Source organism: Dinoroseobacter shibae DFL 12 = DSM 16493 (assembly GCF_000018145.1).
GTDB lineage: Bacteria > Pseudomonadota > Alphaproteobacteria > Rhodobacterales > Rhodobacteraceae > Dinoroseobacter > Dinoroseobacter shibae.
This window is the reverse complement of the sequence record NC_009952.1, coordinates 3,128,060-3,145,175: the sequence shown is the minus strand read 5'-3', so window position 1 is coordinate 3,145,175 and position 17,116 is coordinate 3,128,060. Positions and strand designations below refer to the sequence as shown.

Annotated in this window: 16 protein-coding genes; 10 read left to right on the top strand and 6 right to left on the bottom strand. The window is 68.2% G+C overall.

Going from position 1 to position 17,116, the window contains the following annotated elements; all coding sequences use genetic code 11:
* Positions 1-9 precede the first annotated feature (9 nt).
* From DSHI_RS15100 to DSHI_RS15075, 6 genes are all read left to right on the top strand, one after another.
* Positions 10-762, top strand: a complete 753-nt coding sequence (locus DSHI_RS15100; RefSeq protein WP_012179638.1) for a ChaN family lipoprotein — start codon at positions 10-12, stop codon at positions 760-762.
* A gap of 66 nt (positions 763-828) precedes the next feature.
* Positions 829-2,022 (top strand): bifunctional phosphopantothenoylcysteine decarboxylase/phosphopantothenate--cysteine ligase CoaBC, encoded by a 1,194-nt coding sequence (gene coaBC, locus DSHI_RS15095; protein WP_012179637.1) that lies wholly within the window; start codon positions 829-831, stop codon positions 2,020-2,022.
* Positions 2,019-2,486 carry a dUTP diphosphatase gene (dut, locus tag DSHI_RS15090; protein WP_012179636.1) on the top strand — a complete coding sequence of 156 codons (468 nt, stop codon included), beginning with the start codon at positions 2,019-2,021 and terminating at the stop codon, positions 2,484-2,486. Before coaBC ends, dut begins: the two co-directional genes overlap by 4 nt.
* 4 nt (positions 2,487-2,490) lie before the next feature.
* Positions 2,491-3,531: a HesA/MoeB/ThiF family protein gene (locus DSHI_RS15085; protein ID WP_012179635.1), complete on the top strand. Its 1,041-nt coding sequence runs from the start codon at positions 2,491-2,493 to the stop codon at positions 3,529-3,531.
* A 99-nt stretch (positions 3,532-3,630) separates the two neighbouring features.
* A complete protein-coding gene (locus DSHI_RS15080) occupies positions 3,631-5,652 on the top strand; it encodes a M3 family metallopeptidase (RefSeq protein WP_012179634.1) in 2,022 nt (673 codons plus the stop codon).
* Positions 5,653-5,747: 95 nt separating this feature from the next.
* Positions 5,748-6,659 (top strand): PAS domain-containing protein, encoded by a 912-nt coding sequence (locus tag DSHI_RS15075; protein WP_012179633.1) that lies wholly within the window; start codon positions 5,748-5,750, stop codon positions 6,657-6,659.
* Here DSHI_RS15075 and DSHI_RS15070 read toward each other — a convergent pair.
* Positions 6,632-7,246 (bottom strand): SH3 domain-containing protein, encoded by a 615-nt coding sequence (locus tag DSHI_RS15070; protein WP_012179632.1) that lies wholly within the window; start codon positions 7,244-7,246, stop codon positions 6,632-6,634. The two genes, DSHI_RS15075 and DSHI_RS15070, sit on opposite strands and share 28 nt — an antisense overlap.
* Positions 7,247-7,379: 133 nt before the next feature.
* Between DSHI_RS15070 and DSHI_RS15065 the strand changes: the two genes are divergently transcribed.
* A complete protein-coding gene (locus DSHI_RS15065) occupies positions 7,380-8,366 on the top strand; it encodes a 2-hydroxyacid dehydrogenase (RefSeq protein WP_012179631.1) in 987 nt (328 codons plus the stop codon).
* Between the two features lie 85 nt (positions 8,367-8,451).
* A complete protein-coding gene (locus DSHI_RS15060; protein ID WP_012179630.1) occupies positions 8,452-8,790 on the top strand; it encodes a carboxymuconolactone decarboxylase family protein in 339 nt (112 codons plus the stop codon).
* A gap of 12 nt (positions 8,791-8,802) precedes the next feature.
* Here the strand turns inward: DSHI_RS15060 and DSHI_RS15055 are convergent, their stop codons facing one another.
* Positions 8,803-9,396, bottom strand: coding sequence for a Hint domain-containing protein (locus tag DSHI_RS15055; RefSeq protein ID WP_012179629.1), 594 nt, complete (start codon positions 9,394-9,396; stop codon positions 8,803-8,805).
* A 269-nt stretch (positions 9,397-9,665) separates the two neighbouring features.
* Positions 9,666-12,161 carry a GcvT family protein gene (locus tag DSHI_RS15050; protein WP_012179628.1) on the bottom strand — a complete coding sequence of 832 codons (2,496 nt, stop codon included), beginning with the start codon at positions 12,159-12,161 and terminating at the stop codon, positions 9,666-9,668.
* A 236-nt stretch (positions 12,162-12,397) separates the two neighbouring features.
* Between DSHI_RS15050 and panB the strand changes: the two genes are divergently transcribed.
* Together panB and DSHI_RS15040 are read left to right on the top strand one after the other, a co-directional pair.
* Complete coding sequence (gene panB, locus DSHI_RS15045) at positions 12,398-13,219, top strand: 3-methyl-2-oxobutanoate hydroxymethyltransferase (protein ID WP_012179627.1); 822 nt, start codon at positions 12,398-12,400, stop codon at positions 13,217-13,219.
* A gap of 168 nt (positions 13,220-13,387) precedes the next feature.
* Entirely contained in the window at positions 13,388-13,582 is a 195-nt protein-coding gene (locus tag DSHI_RS15040) for a YgaP family membrane protein (protein WP_012179626.1), read from the top strand.
* Between the two features lie 84 nt (positions 13,583-13,666).
* On the opposite strand, the gene DSHI_RS15035 is transcribed toward DSHI_RS15040, so the two are convergent.
* From DSHI_RS15035 to DSHI_RS15025, 3 genes are all read right to left on the bottom strand, one after another.
* Positions 13,667-14,764, bottom strand: a complete 1,098-nt coding sequence (locus DSHI_RS15035) for a BMP family ABC transporter substrate-binding protein (RefSeq protein WP_044028046.1) — start codon at positions 14,762-14,764, stop codon at positions 13,667-13,669.
* Positions 14,765-14,922: 158 nt separating this feature from the next.
* A complete protein-coding gene (locus DSHI_RS15030) occupies positions 14,923-15,849 on the bottom strand; it encodes an ABC transporter permease (RefSeq protein WP_012179624.1) in 927 nt (308 codons plus the stop codon).
* A gap of 22 nt (positions 15,850-15,871) precedes the next feature.
* Positions 15,872-16,957, bottom strand: a complete 1,086-nt coding sequence (locus DSHI_RS15025) for an ABC transporter permease (protein WP_012179623.1) — start codon at positions 16,955-16,957, stop codon at positions 15,872-15,874.
* Between the last annotated feature and the right edge of the window lie 159 nt (positions 16,958-17,116).

Below are 17,116 nucleotides of genomic sequence, written 5' to 3'. Positions count from 1 at the left end.
GCGGGCGAGTTGCTGTCTGAGGACCTCACGCAGCTGCCCCAGGCGGATGTGATCATCCTGGGCGAGTTGCATGACAGCCCGATCCATCACCTGAACCAGGCCACGGCGGTGGCGGCGATCGCGCCCAGGGCGCTGGTCTTCGAGATGCTGTCGCCCGGGCAGGTGCAGGGCCTGACCGAGCTGGATCGGATGGATGCCGAGACCCTTGGCGCGGCGCTGGGCTGGGCCGAAAGCGGCTGGCCCGATTTCGAGATGTATTGGCCGATCTTCGAGGCCGCGCCGGATGTGCCGCTTTATGGTGCGGCGCTGCCTCGGGCGTTGGTGCGCGGATCGGTCGCCAAGGGCCCGGCAGAGAGCTTTGCCGAGGCCGGGGGCGATCCCGCGCGCTACGGGCTTGATCAGCCTTTGCCCGAGGACCAGCAGGCCGAGCGCGAAGCGATGCAGATGGAGGCCCATTGCGATGCTTTGCCCGCCGAGATGCTGGGCGGCATGGTGGGCGCGCAGCGGTTGCGCGACGCGGCCTTTGCCGACACGGTTTTGCAGGCGCTGGAGGCCCATGGCCCGCCCGTGGTCCTGATCACCGGCAACGGCCATGCGCGCACAGATTGGGGGGTGCCCTGGTACCTCAGCCGCGCCGCGCCCGACGTGACGGTCTATGCGCTGGGCCAGTTTGAGTCCGCGCCCGAGGAGGCGCCGCCCTTCGACGGCTGGCTCGTGACCGCACCGACAGAGCGCGACGATCCGTGCGCGGCCTTCCGGTAGCGCGCAGTTGAGTTCCGGGCCTGCCGGGCCTACACCTTGGGAAATCGCGCAAAAAGGGCGGCCAACATGCTGGCAGGCAAACGCATTCTCCTGATCATCGGGGGCGGTATCGCGGCGTACAAGGCGCTCGACCTGACGCGGCAATTGCGCCGGGCGGGGGCGTCGGTCACACCTGTGCTGACCCGGGCCGCCGAGGAATTCGTCACCCCCTTGAGCGCCTCGGCCCTGGCCGCCGAGAAGGTCTATCGCGACCTGTTCGACCTGACCGACGAGGCGGAGATGGGCCATATCGAGCTGAGCCGGGCCGCGAACCTGGTGGTGGTGGCCCCTGCCACGGCGGACCTGATGGGCAAGATGGCAGGCGGGCTGGCCAATGACCTGGCCTCGACGCTTCTGATGGCGACGGACAAGCGGGTGCTGATCGCACCGGCAATGAATGTGCGGATGTGGGATCACCCCGCGACCCGGCGCAACCTTGCGACATTGCAGGGCGACGGCGTGCTGGTGGTGGGGCCGGACGAGGGGGAGATGGCCTGTGGCGAGTTCGGCCCCGGACGGATGAGCGCGCCCGAGGACATCGTGGCGGCCATCGAGGCGGCCCTGTCGGAGGGGCCCTTGGCGGGACGGCATGTGCTGGTGACTTCCGGCCCGACCCATGAGCCGATCGATCCCGTGCGTTACATCGCCAACCGCTCCTCCGGGGCGCAGGGCACGGCGATTGCGGCTGCCTTGCGGGACCTGGGCGCGCGGGTCAGTTTCATCACCGGCCCCGCGGATGTGCCGCCCCCCGCGGGCGTGGCGGTCACGCGGGTGCAAACGGCCGTTGAAATGCTTGCGGCGGTGGAGGCGGCCTTGCCCGCGGATGCGGGCGTCTTTGCCGCTGCGGTGGCGGACTGGCGGGTGACGGAGGCGGCCACATCGAAAATGAAGAAGGACGCGGCAGGTACGCTGCCCAGCCTCAGTTTCGCCGAAAATCCGGATATCCTGGCCACGGTGTCCAAGGGGCCGCAACGGCCCGCGCTGGTCGTGGGGTTCGCCGCCGAGACCGACGATGTGACCGCCCATGCCACCGCGAAACGGCTGCGCAAGGGCTGCGACTGGATCGTGGCCAATGACGTCTCACCCGCCACGGGCATCATGGGCGGCACCGAGAATGCCGTGACCCTGATCACCGCGGCGGGGGCCGAGGATTGGCCGCGCATGGACAAGGCGCAGGTCGCCGCGAAGCTCGCCGCCCGGATCGCCGAGGCGCTTGCATGAGCCTGATGATCGAGGTGCTGCGCGAGCCCTGGGCGGATGAGGCAATCCCCTTGCCCAGCTATGCGACCGTCGGAGCGGCGGGTGCGGACCTGCGCGCCAACCTGCCGCCCGAGATCCGCGATCAAGGCGTCGAGATCCAGCCGCTCTGCCGGGTGATCGTGCCCACGGGGCTGCGGGTGGCGATCCCGGCGGGCTACGAGATGCAGATCCGGCCGCGATCTGGCCTTGCGCTGAAACATGGGCTCAGCCTGCCCAACACGCCGGGCACCATCGACAGCGATTATCGCGGTCCCCTGGGCGTGCTGCTGACGGTGATCGGGACCGAGGCGGTGACGCTGCACCATGGCGACCGGATCGCCCAGGCGGTGATCGCGCCGGTGGTCCAGGCGGTGTTCGCGCCGGTGGACCGGCTGGAAGAGACCGCGCGCGGCGCGGGCGGCTTCGGCTCGACAGGGCGGGGGTAGCGCGATGATTTTCGTCTTCTTTCTTGCCCTGACCATCTGGCTGGTGGCGCGCCGCGCCGGGCTGCCATCGCAGGCGCGCTGGCTGCTGCTGGGTCTGCTCTACGTGGCGGTGCTGGGCATCCAGGTATTGTTGCCCGAGGGCACGCCCTTGCGGGTGATGACCGGTGGGTCGCCCGCGCTCTGGCTGATCCTTGGCGGGTTCGCGGTGCTGGTGGTGCTCTACCGCGCCGGGCTGCGCCGGGTGCGGGCACGGGTGCAGGCCCCGCCGCCCTCGGAAACCCGGCAGACCGGCCCGTTCTCGGACGTGGAACTGGACCGCTACGCCCGCCACATCGTGATGCGCGAGATCGGTGGGCTGGGCCAGAAGCGGCTGAAGGAGGCCAAGGTGCTGGTCGTGGGGGCCGGGGGGCTGGGCTCGCCCGTGCTGCTTTATCTGGCGGGGGCCGGGGTCGGCACCATCGGGGTGATCGACCACGACACCGTGAGCCTGAGCAACCTGCAGCGGCAGGTGATCCATACGGATGCGCGGTCGGGCATGCCCAAGGTTTTTTCCGCCGAGATGGCGATGACCGCGCTCAATCCGCACATCACCGTGCGCCCCTACAACCGGCGGCTGACGGCGGAGATCGCCGAAGAACTGTTTGCCGAATACGACCTGATCCTCGACGGCAATGACAATTTCGAGACCCGAACCCTGGTCAACAAGGCGGCGGTGGCCACGGGCAAGCCTCTGATTTCCGGCGCGATTGCCCAGTGGGAGGGGCAGATCAGCCTGTTCGATCCGGTGCGCGGCGCGCCCTGCTATGCCTGCATCTTCCCCGAGGCGCCGGCGGACGGCCTCGCCCCCTCCTGCGCCGAGGCGGGGGTCGCGGGGCCGCTGCCCGGAGTGATCGGCACCATGATGGCGCTGGAGGCGATGAAGGAGCTGACCGATGCCGGCACGGGGCTGAGTGGGCGCATGATGCTCTACGATGCGCTGAACGCCGAGACCCGGACCGTGAAGCTCAAGCGCCGCGCCGACTGCCCGGTCTGCGGGCATATCTGAGCCAGGATCGCGCGCCCGGGTCTGATACCGCTTGTTTTCAGGGCTGTGGTTGTTGCCGGGTCGCGGGCGTCCTAGGTTCATTCCAAAGGAGACCCGCCCATGACCAACCCGCTTCTCGACACCTGGACCCCGCCCTACGGCCTGCCGCCCTTCGACCGGATCGAGGATGCCCATTTCGCGCCGGGGCTGGAGGCGGCGCTGACCGAGGCGCGGGCCGAGATCGCGGCGATCGCCGGGTCGGCCGAGGCCCCGACATTCGACAACACGATCCGCCCGCTGGAGGCCGGGGCGCGCAAGCTGGGGCAGGTGGTGCGGGTGTTCTACCACGTCGCCGCCACGGACAGCACGCCCGCGCGCGAGGCGCTGCAGAAGGACTTCAGCGCCAAGCTGAGCGCCTATAATTCCGAAGTGATCTCCAACGCGGCGCTCTTTGCCCGGATCGCGGCGGTCTGGGAGGGGCGCGAGGCCCTCGGGGCCGAAGAGGCGCGGGTTGCGGAGCTGTATTACAAAGACTTCACCCGGGCGGGCGCGGCCCTCACCGGGGCCGACAAGGACCGGATGACGGAGATCAAGGCGCGGCTGGCGATGCTGGGGACGGAGTTTACCCAGAACCTGCTGGCGGATGAGCGCGATTGGGTGATGCCGCTGGCCGACGCCGATCTGGAGGGGCTGCCGGAGTTCGTCGTCGCCACGGCGCGCGCGGCGGCCGAGGAGCGCGGGATGGAGGGGCATGTCGTGACCCTGTCGCGGTCTCTGATCGTGCCGTTTTTGCAATTCAGCCCGCGCCGGGATTTGCGCGAGAAGGCCTATGAGGCCTGGGTCGCGCGGGGCGAGCATGATGGCCCCACGGACAATCGCGGCATCGCGGCAGAGGTTCTGGCCCTGCGGGAGGAGCGCGCCAAACTGCTCGGCTACGACAGCTTCGCGGACTACAAGCTGGAGCCGGAGATGGCCAAGACCCCGGCGGCGGTGCGCGATCTGCTGATGGCGGTCTGGGCCCCGGCCAAGGCGGCGGCGGAGGCCGATGCCGAGGTGCTGACCGCGATGATGCAGGAGGATGGGGTCAACGGGCCGTTGGAGGCCTGGGACTGGCGCTATTACTCCGAAAAGCGGCGGCAGGCGGAGCATGACCTGGATGAGGCGGAGCTGAAGCCGTACCTGCAACTCGACAAGATGATCGAGGCGGCGTTCGATTGTGCCGCGCGCCTGTTCGGGCTGTCCTTTGCCCCCATCGATGCACCGCTGGCCCACCCGGACGCACGCGCCTGGGAGATCCGGCGCGGCGAGCGGCTGATGGCGGTGTTCGTGGGGGATTACTTCGCACGGGCGGGCAAGCGGTCGGGGGCCTGGTGCGGGTCGCTGCGCGCGCAGCACAAGCTCGACGGGGATACCCGCGCGATTGTCACCAATGTGTGCAACTTCGCCAAGCCGGCCAAGGGGCAGCCCGCGCTGCTGTCGTTCGACGATGCGCGGACGCTGTTTCATGAGTTCGGCCATGCGCTGCATCATATCCTGTCGGACGTGACCTATCCGATGATCTCGGGCACCTCGGTGGCGCGGGACTTCGTCGAACTGCCGAGCCAGCTTTACGAGCATTGGCTGGAGGTGCCCGAGGTGCTGCGCGCCTTCGCGGTCCATGCGGAGACCGGCGCGCCGATGCCCGCCGACCTGCTGGCGCGGATGCTGGCCGCGGCAACCTATGACATGGGGTTCCAGACGGTGGAATATGTGGCCTCGGCCCTGGTCGACCTGGATTTCCACGAGGGCGCGGCCCCCGCGGACCCAATGGCGCGGCAGGCGGAGGTGCTGGCCAAGCTGGGCATGCCCCACGCGATCCGGATGCGCCACGCAACGCCCCATTTCGCCCATGTGTTCGCGGGCGACGGCTATTCTTCGGGGTATTACAGCTACATGTGGTCCGAGGTGATGGATGCCGATGCCTTCGCGGCCTTCGAGGAGGCCGGCAGCGCCTTCGACCCCGACACCGCCGCCAAGCTGGAGGCGCATATCCTGTCGGCGGGCGGATCGGCGGAGGCAGACGGGCTATACCGCGCGTTCCGCGGCCGGATGCCGGGGGTCGAGGCCCTGCTCAAGGGACGGGGGCTGGACAAGGCCGCGTGATCCTGCGGCGCAGGCAGGGCCGGGAAGATTAATCCCCCGCAAAAGGTCTGCCGTGGTATATTGGCCGCAGTCGTCGTTTCACAGAGTGTGCCACCATGCCCGAGAGCGTTCCCGACCCAGCCGTCCCCTCCGACCCCTCGGAAATCGCGGCGCTGAGCCGGGAGATCATCGAGGGACGGACCGATGCATTGCGGATGCTGTTCGCGGCCCAGGACGCCAGCGCACCGATCCTGATCTGGGACCCCCAGGCGCGCGACCTGCGCCACCCGGTGATCCGATCCTTCGCGGCCGAGTTGCGCAAGCTTTGCGGCGATGACGGGCGGTTGACCCTCGCGGCGTTCGAGGCGGCGGATCTGGCCCATTACAAGGGCTGGATGATGGTACTGGCGCCGGTGCGCGATGCAGAGGGGGCGCCGGTGGATTTCACTTATCTGCATTACGGCGACGAGGTTGCCGCGACCTATGGCCGGGATATGAGCGGGCGGCGAACCTCCGAGATTGGCGGCTATATCTCCAGCTTCTTCCGGGCACTCTACCAGGCGGTCATCGCCCGGGGGCAGTGGGTCAAGAGCCTGCATGAGCCGCCCTCGGACGTGTTCGCGCGGATCTGGCGGCGGTTGATCGTGCCGCTTTATGATACCGCGGGGGAGGTCGCACAGCTTCTGGTGCTGAACGTGGCCGATAACGATCTGCGCGCCGGGCTGGAGGCGGTGCCGGACCCGGTCATGGTGGTGCGCCAGAACGGCAATGTGACCTTCGCCAACCGGGCGGCCCGGTCCCTGTTCGGAGAGCGGCAATTCCTCGGCGCGGCGATCAGCCTGGAGGCCTATTCCGGCCTCGTGCTCGATCTCAGCCAGCCGCAGGACGCAGTGGTGGACCGGCGGATGTTGACGGAAGAGACGCAGATCGGCGTCAACAACAACCTGATCGTGCATTTCCGGGTGACGCGGAGTGTGATCTACTACCGCGACCAGCTGTATTACCTGGTCATCGCCAAGCCGGAATAGGCCTCGGCCTCGCCTTCGGGCAGGGCGACGGGCGGCGGGGTGTGGGTCACGCCCCAGAGTTGGGCTTCCTGCATCCAGCCGCGGGTGCGCCCGACCCGGACCCGGCACCAGGCGTTCTCGCAGCCTTCAAGCCGGGCGATCACGCCGAGTTCGGCCCGTGCGCGGACCTGGGCATCTTCGTTGGGCTGGCTCAGCACGGGGGCGAGATCTTCCTCGATGATCACCGTGCGCGCGCCGCTCAGCAACGAGTAGTGCATCCAGCCGCCCGCGCCGTCGCGGTCGCGTACCCGGCGCCAGTGACCGTACTCGCCGGTGATCTCCAACGGCATGTTGCGGTGCTTGAACACCCAGTCGATCCGGTGGGTCAGGGACGGGCCACGGCGCACATTGCCCTCGGCGGCCTTCATCGACACGAAGCGCGGCAGGGGCAGGTTGGTCACCGGCCCGGTGCGCGGTTCGGCCTCGGCCGCGGTGCGCGCCGCGGGATCGGCGGCCCGGGCCGGGCCGGCCACGGCGAGCGACCCGGACAGCAGCACAAGCGTGACACACAGGACACGAAGACACCCGGCGGGCGCGCGGTGGATCATCTTGGGCCTCGACTGCTCGTGGGGCCGGAAAATCGGCCCGGTCATTTTATTGCGCGACGGGGTCTATCTGCTTGCCCCTGTTCTCCACTTATTGCCACTATGGCGCGGGATTGCAAAGTGTGGAGGTGGGCCGATGCCCGGTGAGCGCCTGAGTGTTGTCGTCACGCGACGGTTGCCCGAAGCGGTGGAAACGCGGCTGAAGGAGTTGTTCGACGTGGAGTTGAACGAGAGCGACACGCCGATGTCGCGCGACGCGCTGCAGGCCGCGATGCGGCGGGCGGATGTGCTGGTCCCCACGGTGAGCGACCATATCGACGGTGCGATGCTGGCCGGGGTTGGCGACCGGCTGAAGCTGATCGCGAATTACGGGGCCGGGGTGGATCATATCGACGTGGCCACGGCGCGGCAGCGCGGCATCCATGTCTCGAACACCCCCGGGGTTCTGACCGACGACACCGCCGACATGACGCTCGCCCTGATCCTCGCGGTGACCCGGCGCATTCCCGAGGGGCTCGCGCTGATGCAAACGGGGGCCTGGACCGGCTGGAGCCCCACGGCGCTGATGGGGGGACGGATCGCCGGGCGGCGGCTGGGTATCCTCGGCATGGGCCGGATCGGGCAGGCGGTGGCGCGGCGGGCCAAGGCCTTCGGGATGCAGATTCACTACCACAACCGTCGGCGGCTCCATAAGGGGATCGAGGAGGAACTGGAAGCCACCTGGTGGGAAAGCCTCGACCAGATGGTGAGCCGGATGGACGTGATTTCGGTGAACTGCCCGCACACGCCTTCGACCTTCCATCTGATGAATGCGCGGCGGCTGAAGCTGATGAAGCCCTCGGCGGTCATCGTGAACACCTCGCGCGGGGAGGTGATCGACGAGAACGCCCTGACCCGGATGTTGCGCGCGGGCGACATCGCGGGCGCGGGGCTCGATGTGTTCGAGCATGGTCACGAGGTCAACCCGCGCCTGCGCGAGCTGCCCAACGTCGTTCTGTTGCCCCATATGGGCTCGGCCACGGAAGAGGGCCGCGCCGAGATGGGCGAGAAGGTGATCATCAACATCAAGACCTTCGATGACGGTCACCGCCCGCCGGACCTGGTGGTGCCGTCGATGCTCTGAGCCCGGCGGGGCGGTTGATCGTGATCAAGGTGTGCGGCCTGCGGCCGGGTCATGTCCTGTTGGAAACATCGGAAGGGAGAATGGTATGGACTGGACGGCGTATATGGACGAGGTCCGTGGCGATCTGAGAACCCTGAACGCGGCGATCCCCGAGACCGCGCGGGGCTTCGGGGCGCTGACAAAGGCCTCCAAGGAGAGTGGGGAACTCGACCTCAAGACCCGCGAATTCGTGGCGCTCGGAATTGCCGTGTCGCAACGCTGCGCGCCCTGCATCGGGTTTCATGTGGAAGGGCTGGCCAAGGCGGGCGGCACCCGGCAGGAGCTGGCCGATGTGCTCGGCGTGGCAGTGCAGATGGGTGGTGGGCCGTCGCTGATGTATGCCGCGCAGGCGATGGCGGCCTGGGACGCGCTGGCCGAGAAGTGACCTGAGCGGGGCTCAGAGCGCGAGGCGCACGGGTTTGCTGCGCAGGTGCGGAAAGAGCCGCTCGAGGGCCTTGCGCGTGTCCTCGTCCATGTGACGCAGGCTTGACGCGTCGGGCGTCGCGCTTTCGACCAGCACGCCATTGACCATCAGTGCCTGGGGGCGGTCGAAGACCAGCCCGTGATAGATCGCGCCGTTGGCCGACATGTCCACGAAGATCTCGTCGAAATAGTCGGCCAGGCTGCGCGCGGTCAGGCGCAGGGTCGGGTCGGGGACGCTCTGCCCCAGCAGGTGGGCCGGCACGCGCACCGGGTGGTCCGGGGCAAGTGCGAGGCTGCGGACGGGCATCAGCGGGCCGAGGGCGCGCGGGGTCAGCCGGATCGGGGCGAGCGCGGGATCGGCGCGCATCTCGGCGAGCGACACCCGGGTGCGCAGGATGTGGCGCAGGGGTTGCAGCCCGTCGGAGCGCGTGACGATCAGGTCGCCGGGGCGCAGGAATTCCACCCGCCGCTCGCCGCAGGGGGTACGGACATGGGCATCGCAGGCAAGCCCGGTCAGTGCGGGTTTGGTCGCGGCCAGGGCCGCATCGACGCGGGTCATCAGGGTCATGGCGGTCTCCGGGGCCGCAAGAGAGAGTCGCGACCGGTATAGATCGAAACCGTTAAATGTGACGAAACGGGGGAGCACGCGTGGTGCGGTCTGGACAAGTCCCGCGCCATGTCGCCGCCGCTCAGCGTTCCGGCCGGGTGCTGGCAAGCGGTTTCGAAACCGCTTGGCACCTTACCCGTTTCGCGCCCCACGGCGAACGCGCCCGGCTGCGACGTCAGCGGCCTCCGGTAGGGATATGTCCGGACTTGGGCCCTTATGGAAGGCGCGCTTCAGCCGTCGGCGCGGATGGTGGCGTTTTGCGGGTCGAAGGGGCTGTCTTCGGTGACCTCCGCATCCCAGAGAGCGTTGAACATCCGGACCTTGAGTTTGGTCCCCGGGGCCGCGTGGTCGGGGGTGACGTAGCCCATGGCGATGGATTTGCCGAAGGCCACGGAGTAGCCCCCCGAGGTCAGGCGGCCGACCCGGGTGTCACCGGCATAGAGCGCCTCGCGGCCCCAGGGGTCGGCATCGTCCGGCCCGTCGATCAGCAGGGTGACGCAGCGCGACCGAATCCCGGTTTCCACCATCGCCGCCTTGCCGTGGAAGTCCTTGGACAGGTCCACGAAACGGTCCAGCCCGGCTTCCAGCGGAGTGGCGTCGCGGCCCAGTTCGGTGCCGAAGGCGCGGTAGGATTTCTCTTGCCGGAGCCAGTTCTGCGCCCGCGCGCCCACGGGTTTCAGGCCATGCGCCGCGCCGACGGCCATCAGTTGGTCCCAGAGATAGGTCTGCATCTCGATCGGGTGATGCAGCTCCCACCCCAGCGCGCCGGTATAGGCTACGCGGACGGCGCGCAGGGGGCACATGCCCAGCTCGATCTCGCGGGTGCCGAGCCAGGGGAAGCGTTTGTTCGAGAGGGCCGTTTCGGGGTCCGGGTCGCGGATCAGCGCCTTGAGGATGTCGCGCGCCTTCGGTCCGGCGAGGGCGAAGACGCCGGTCTGGGTCGTGGTGTCCTGCAGGGTGATGCGGCCGAAACGGGGCTCTGTGTCCTCGATCGCCTTGGTCAGGAAGTCCTGGTCATAGGCGTGCCAGGCCCCGGCGGAGATCAGGGTATAGTCGTCCTCGCCCGTTCGCAGGATCGTGTATTCGGTGTGGGTGGTCCCGGCCCCGGTCAGGGCGTAGGTCAGGTTGATCCGGCCCACGCGCGGCAGGGTGTTGGTGGTGAACCAGTCCAGGAACGCGGTCGCCCCCGGCCCCGACACCCGGTGCTTGGCAAAGGCGGTGGCGTCGATCAGCCCGGCGGTGCTTCGCACAGCCTCGGCCTCGGCCCGGGCGTAGTCCCACCAGCCGCCGCGCCGGAAGGACCGCGCGTCGTGATCGAAGTTGTCGGGCGCGTCCAAGGGGCCGTAGTAATTGGGCCGTTCCCAGCCGTTGACCTGCCCGAACTGGGCGCCGAGCGCTTTCTGGCGGTCATAGGCGGGGGTGGTGCGCAGGGGGCGGCAGGCGGCGCGCTCTTCATCCGGGTGGTGCAGGATGAAGACATGGGCATAGCATTCCTCGTTCTTGGTCGCGGCATACTCGGTGGTCATCCAGGACCCGTAGCGGCGTGGATCCAGCGAGGCCATGTCGATCTCCGCCTCGCCCTCGGTCATCATCTGCGCGAGGTAGTATCCCGTGCCCCCCGCCGCGGTGATGCCGAAGCTGAAGCCTTCGGCCAGCCACATGTTGCGCAAGCCGGGCGCCGGGCCGACCAGCGGGTTGCCGTCGGGGGTGTAGCAGATCGGGCCGTTGTAGTCGTCCTTGAGCCCCACGGTTTCCGAAGTCGGAATCCGGTGGATCATGGACATGTATTCCTCTTCGATCCGCTCCAGATCGAGGGGGAAGAGGTCCGCGCGGAAGCTCTCGGGCACGGCGTATTTGAACCGCGCGGGCGCGCCCTGCTCGTAGGGGCCGAGGATCCAGCCACCGCGTTCCTCGCGCACGTACCATTTCGCGTCCGCGTCGCGCAGCACCGGGTGCTCGGGGTTGTCCTTGCGCCACTGCACCAGCGCCGGGTCGGGTTCGGTGACGATATACTGGTGTTCCACCGGGATCGCGGGGATCTTGATGCCCAGCAGTTGCGCGGTGCGCTGAGCGTGGTTGCCGGTGGCGGTCACCACATGCTCGGCGCGGATGACCTGCTGTTCGTCCGTGGGCACGAGGTTGCCGCCCCGGTCGGCCATCTTGGTCACCGTCACCGCCCAATGATCCCCCTGCCAGGCGTAGGCATCGACCTGCCACTTCCGCTCGATCGCGACCCCGTGCTGGCGCGCGCCCTTGGCCATGGCCTGGGTCACATCGGCCGGGTTTATGTAGCCATCGGTCGGGTGCAGGATCGCGCCCTTCAGATCCTCGGTCCGCACCAGCGGGTAGCGGTCCCTGATCTGGGCCGGGGTCAGCCATTCATGGGGGATGCCCACGGTCTCGGCGGTGGCGGCATAGAGCATGTATTCGTCCATCCGCGCCTGGGTCTGGGCCATGCGCAGGTTGCCCACCACCGCAAAGCCCGGGTTCAGGCCGGTCTCAGCCTCCAGTCCCTTGTAGAACTTCACCGAATAGTCGTGGATATGCGACGTCGCGTAGGACATGTTGAAGAGCGGCAGCAGGCCCGCCGCGTGCCAGGTGGAGCCCGAGGTCAGCTCGTCACGCTCCAACAGCAGCACGTCCCACCCCGCCTTGCCCAGGTGATAGGCGATCCCGGTGCCGACCGCACCGCCGCCCACGACGAGCGCCTTGACTTGGGTTTTCATGGGGCTTCCTCCGACTGTCCTGCGGGGCAGTCTACAGCGCTCTGCAAAGCATGGGGCGTTCAGCCGACCATGTCGGGCCGATTTGCGACAAGGCGGGATGTTTCGAGGGCCTGCGCGGGGGCTGGTGCCGGAGGGGCCGGGAGGGCGCCGGGCTGGCGCGCCGCAGGCTGCGCGGATAAGCGCGCTTGAGGGTGCGACGGACGTGGGGAAAGCTGCCCGAAACCGGAGGTTATCCCATGTCCGCACAGCCCCCAGCACCGGCCCCTATCCGCCGCCTGACCGTCCCCCAGATCGCCGCGCGCAAGGGGGCGGAGCCGATCGTGGCGCTCACCGCCTCCCATGTGCAGTTCGCGCGTATCCTCGATGCCCATTGCGATGTGCTGCTGGTGGGGGACAGCCTCGGCATGGTCAGCCACGGGTTCGAGACCACCCTGCCCGTGAGCCTGGAGTTGATGATCGCCCACGGGGCGGCGGTGGTGCGGGGCACGGCCCGGGCGCTCGTGGTGGTGGACATGCCGTTCGGGTCCTACGAGGAGAGCCCGCAGGTGGCCTTCCGGTCCGCGGCGCGGATCATGGCCGAGACCGGCTGTCAGGCGGTCAAGCTGGAAGGGGGCGCGCGCATGGCCGAGACCATCGCCTTTCTGACCGCGCGCGGTATTCCGGTGATGGCCCATATCGGGCTGACGCCCCAGTCGTCCAACACGATGGGCGGGTTCAAGACCCAGGGCCGCGAGGCGGACAGCTGGCCGCTGCACCATGCCGATGCCGCCGCCGTGGCCGAGGCGGGGGCGTTTTCCGTGGTTCTGGAGGGGATGGTGGAGCCGCTGGCGGCAGAGGTGTCCGCGGCCTGCCCGATCCCGACCATCGGCATCGGCGCCTCGGCGGCCTGCGACGGGCAGATCCTGGTGATGGAGGACATGCTGGGGCTGGGGGACTGGGCGCCGAAATTCGTGCGCAAGTTCGCCGATCTGCGCGGCGAGGTGGACCGGGCCGCGGGAGCCTATGCCGCCGAGGTGCGCGCGCGCAGCTTCCCGGCCGAGGACGAGACCTACCGCTGAGGTTCGCTGCTGCGCCCGCGCGGTGCGCGCCCTGCTCCGGCGTGGTTCGGGAACACCGAAGGTTGCCGCCTGTGTCGCAGGAACCTTTGTGACCTTGTCACCGACGGGCGGCGCAGGATCGTGTAAGATCGGGTCAGGAAGTCGATTCAATCCAAGAGGAACACGTCCATGCCCAAGAATGAAGGTACCCTCGACCGCGCCCTGCGCGTCATCGCCGGTCTCGTCCTGCTGTCGCTGGTCTTTGTCGGCCCGCAGACCCTTTGGGGCCTGATCGGGATCGTCCCGCTGCTGACCGGGTTGGCGGGATACTGCCCGGCCTATTCCATGCTGGGGATCAACACCTGCCCGATGAAGAAGGGCTGACCTTCGCCATCCGTGGTTCGGGCCGTTGCATAAAAAAACCCGCCGTCGGGGTGACGGTGGGTTTCGTGTGTCTGGGGCGCGGGATCAGTTCGGGATGTCGCCGTCGATGCCCTCGATGTAGAAGTTCATGGTCAGGAGCTGCTCATCCGTGGCGACCTCGCCCTCGGCCAGGAAGACGCTGCCGTCCTGCTTCATGATCGGGCCGGTGAAGGGGTGGTATTCGCCCGCAGTGATGGCGGCGATCATGGCCTCGGCTTCGGCCTTGATGTCGGCGGGGACCTCGTCGGTGATCTCGCCGATCACGACCTCGCCCTCCGGCATCCCGCCCCAGCTTTCCATGCTCTCATAGGTGCCATCGAGCAGCTGGCCCACGCGCTTGATGTAGTAGGGATTCCAGTTGTCGATGATCGACGCGATCCGCGGGGCGGGCGCGTAGGGCAGCATGTCGGAGGCCTGCCCGAAGGTGAAGACGCGGGTGCCCGCGGCGATCGCCTCTTCGGCGGCGGCCTGGGGGGCCGTCGAATCGGTGTGCTGGGTGATCACGTCGACGCCCTGCTCGATCATGGCGCGGGCGGCGTCGGCTTCCTTGGCCGGGTCGAACCAGGAATAGACCCAGACCACGGTCAGTTCCACATCGGGGTTCACCTTCTGGGCGTGCAGGAAGAACGAGTTGATCCCCATGATGACCTCGGGGATCGGGTAGGAGGCGATATAGCCGATCTTGTTGGTCTCGGTCATCTTGCCCGCGATATGGCCGACCACGGCGCGGCCTTCATAGAACCGCGAATTGTAGGTGGTGACGTTCGGATGCTCGCGCTTGTAGCCGGTGGCGTGCTCGAATTGCACATCCGGGAAGCGGGCGGCCACGTTGTTGGTCGCGTCCATGAACCCGAAGGAGGTGGCGAAGATGATGTCCGCACCGGACAGGGCCATCTGGGTCATCACCCGCTCGGCATCGGCGCCTTCGGAAACGCTCTCCTGGAAGATGGTTTCGACCCTGTCGCCATACTCTTCTTCGATGGCCTGACGGCCCACATCGTGCTGGTAGCTCCAGCCGAGATCGCCGATCGGGCAGCAATAAATGAAGCCGACCTTGAGCGGCTCATCCTGGGCCGAGGCTATGCCGGCAAGGCCGGTAGCCACGGCAAGGGCGGCGCCCTTGAGTGCGAGACGGAAGTTCATACGCATGTTCCCTGTAAATCCGGTTCTTGTTCTGCGTCCCCGGGCGGACGCGGGTGACGGTCGCATCCTACAGGCCCCTGAGGGCGCGGCAAGAGGGGGCGGCGCCTGGCCTGCCGGATCGCTATGCGGGTGCCCGGAAAACGGGCAGTTCGCGCGGGTCAGCTGGAGGCGTGGAAGCTGCGCCCGAGTGCGGCGGGCGCGTTGAGCGCGGTGCGCGTGCGGTCGCGGGACATCAGCACCAGCACCACGATGGTAATCACATAGGGGCTCATGGACAGAAGCTCCACCGGGATCTTGATGCCCGCGGCCTGCAGGTTGAGTTGCAGCACGCTGATCCCGCCGAAGAGATAGGCGCCGAGCACGATCCGCCAGGGCCGCCAGCTGGCGAAGACCACGATTGCCAGCGCGATCCAGCCCGCGCCGGCGGTCATGCCCTCGGTCCATTGCGGCACGCGCACGAGGCTCAGATACGCACCGCCCAAGCCCGCCAGCGCCCCGCCGAAGGCGATCGCCAGCAGGCGGATGCGCACCACCTTGTAGCCGAGCGCATGGGCGGCGTCGTGGCTCTCGCCCACCGCGCGCAGGATCAGGCCCGCGCGGGTATGGGCCAGCACGTACCAGACCGCCGCCACCAGCGCGATGGAGGCATAGACCATGGCGTCATGGGAAAACAGTATCGGCCCGACCACGGGCAGGTCCGCCAGCGGGCCGAAGGGCACCGCGGGCGTGGCCGGGGCCTTGAGCCCGACATAACCCTGCCCGACGAGCGCCGAGAACCCCAGCCCGAAGAGCGTCAGCGCAAGACCCGTCGCCACCTGGTTGGACAGCAGAAACTGCGTCAGCACCCCGAAGATCATCGACAGGGCCGCCCCCGCCAGCGCCGCGCACAGAAAGCCGAGCAGGGGGCTTTCGGTCTCCACCGCGATGGCGAAGCCGCAGATCGCGCCGAAGATCATCATCCCCTCGACCCCGAGGTTCAGCACCCCCGCCTTTTCGCAGACCAGCTCGCCCAGGGCGGCCAGCAGGATCGGCGTGGAGGCCACGATCAGCGAGGCGATCAGGATGACCGGGTTGATGGCGTCCATCAGTCTGTTCCTTCCGGGGGGATCATGCGGGCGCGCCCTTGCCGATGCGGATGCGGTAGTTCGAGAGCACGTCGACTCCCAGCAGGAAGAACAGCAGCATCCCCTGGAAGGCCTGGATCGCGGCCGCGGGGATGCCCAGCATGAACTGCGCGAGCTCGCCGCCGATATAGGTCAGCGCCATCAGCAGCCCCGCCAGCAGAATGCCGACGGGATGCAGGCGCCCGAGAAAGGCCACGATGATCGCGGTGAACCCGTAGCCCGAGTTGAAATCGATCGAGATCTGGCCGGCCGGGCCGGTCACCTCGAACAGCCCCGCCAGCCCCGCCAGCGCGCCGGAGACCCCGAGGCAGAGCGCGACCAGCATCGACGGGTTCACACCGGCAAAGCGCGCCGCCCGGGGCGCCTGGCCGGTGAGCTTGATCTGGTAGCCCAGGATATGGCGATTGAGCAGCACATAGGCCGCGATCACGGCGGCAAAGCCTGTCACCACGCCCCAATGCATGCCCGTCCCGGCGATCAGCTCGGGATTGGCCATGGCGTCGATCTGCGACAGGTTGCGCGAGCCCGGGAAGCCGCCACCCTCCGGGCTGCGCAGGATACCCAGGGCCGCCGAAGCCAGCAGCGCCTCGGCCACGTAGACCAGCATCAGCGACACGAGGATTTCATTGGTCCCGAAGCGGATCTTGAGCACCGCGGGGATCATCGCCCAGGCCCAGCCCCCCAGCGCGCCCGCCACCACCATGGCCGGGAAGATCAGCGCGCTCTGCGTGGGATAGAAGGCCAGGCCGAGACCGGCGCCGCAGAGCGCGCCCATGATGTACTGCCCCTCGGCGCCGATATTCCAGATCCCCGCCCGAAACCCAAGGCTGAGCCCGATCGCGATCAGGATCAGCGGCCCCGCCTTGATCAGCAGCTGCGGGCGCGAAAAGGCGGCGAATTGCTCCGAAAACAGCGGATCCCAGAAGATCGTGCGCAGGGCCTCGAACGGGTCCTTGCCGAGCGCCGCGAAGAGAATGCCACCCGCGATCATGGTCAGCACCACCGCCACGACCGGGGTCAGCGCGGTCCAGAGCCGGGACGGGTTGGGACGCTTTTCGAGCCGGATCATCGGCGGCCGCCTCGGTCATCGCGTGGGACTGGCGCAAGAATTTTAAGTAAAATTCTTGCCGCTTCGCTGCGGGCGGCGGGCGCGGTCGGGACACGTATCGCCCCGCGTGCGGGCGCGCGTGTCGCGCACAGATCCCATGGCGCCACAGCGTCGTACGGC

Bases quoted from the DNA above. Each gene is read 5' to 3' on its own strand.
- coaBC (WP_012179637.1), top strand. From the start codon at position 829: ATGCTGGCAGGCAAACGCATTCTCCTGATCATCGGGGGCGGTATCGCG.
- dut (WP_012179636.1), top strand. From the start codon at position 2,019: ATGAGCCTGATGATCGAGGTGCTGCGCGAGCCCTGGGCGGATGAGGCA.
- DSHI_RS15085 (WP_012179635.1), top strand. From the start codon at position 2,491: ATGATTTTCGTCTTCTTTCTTGCCCTGACCATCTGGCTGGTGGCGCGC.
- DSHI_RS15080 (WP_012179634.1), top strand. From the start codon at position 3,631: ATGACCAACCCGCTTCTCGACACCTGGACCCCGCCCTACGGCCTGCCG.
- DSHI_RS15075 (WP_012179633.1), top strand. From the start codon at position 5,748: ATGCCCGAGAGCGTTCCCGACCCAGCCGTCCCCTCCGACCCCTCGGAA.
- DSHI_RS15070 (WP_012179632.1), bottom strand. From the start codon at position 7,246: ATGATCCACCGCGCGCCCGCCGGGTGTCTTCGTGTCCTGTGTGTCACG.
- DSHI_RS15065 (WP_012179631.1), top strand. From the start codon at position 7,380: ATGCCCGGTGAGCGCCTGAGTGTTGTCGTCACGCGACGGTTGCCCGAA.
- DSHI_RS15060 (WP_012179630.1), top strand. From the start codon at position 8,452: ATGGACTGGACGGCGTATATGGACGAGGTCCGTGGCGATCTGAGAACC.
- DSHI_RS15055 (WP_012179629.1), bottom strand. From the start codon at position 9,396: ATGACCCTGATGACCCGCGTCGATGCGGCCCTGGCCGCGACCAAACCC.
- DSHI_RS15050 (WP_012179628.1), bottom strand. From the start codon at position 12,161: ATGAAAACCCAAGTCAAGGCGCTCGTCGTGGGCGGCGGTGCGGTCGGC.
- panB (WP_012179627.1), top strand. From the start codon at position 12,398: ATGTCCGCACAGCCCCCAGCACCGGCCCCTATCCGCCGCCTGACCGTC.
- DSHI_RS15040 (WP_012179626.1), top strand. From the start codon at position 13,388: ATGCCCAAGAATGAAGGTACCCTCGACCGCGCCCTGCGCGTCATCGCC.
- DSHI_RS15035 (WP_044028046.1), bottom strand. From the start codon at position 14,764: ATGAACTTCCGTCTCGCACTCAAGGGCGCCGCCCTTGCCGTGGCTACC.
- DSHI_RS15030 (WP_012179624.1), bottom strand. From the start codon at position 15,849: ATGGACGCCATCAACCCGGTCATCCTGATCGCCTCGCTGATCGTGGCC.
- DSHI_RS15025 (WP_012179623.1), bottom strand. From the start codon at position 16,957: ATGATCCGGCTCGAAAAGCGTCCCAACCCGTCCCGGCTCTGGACCGCG.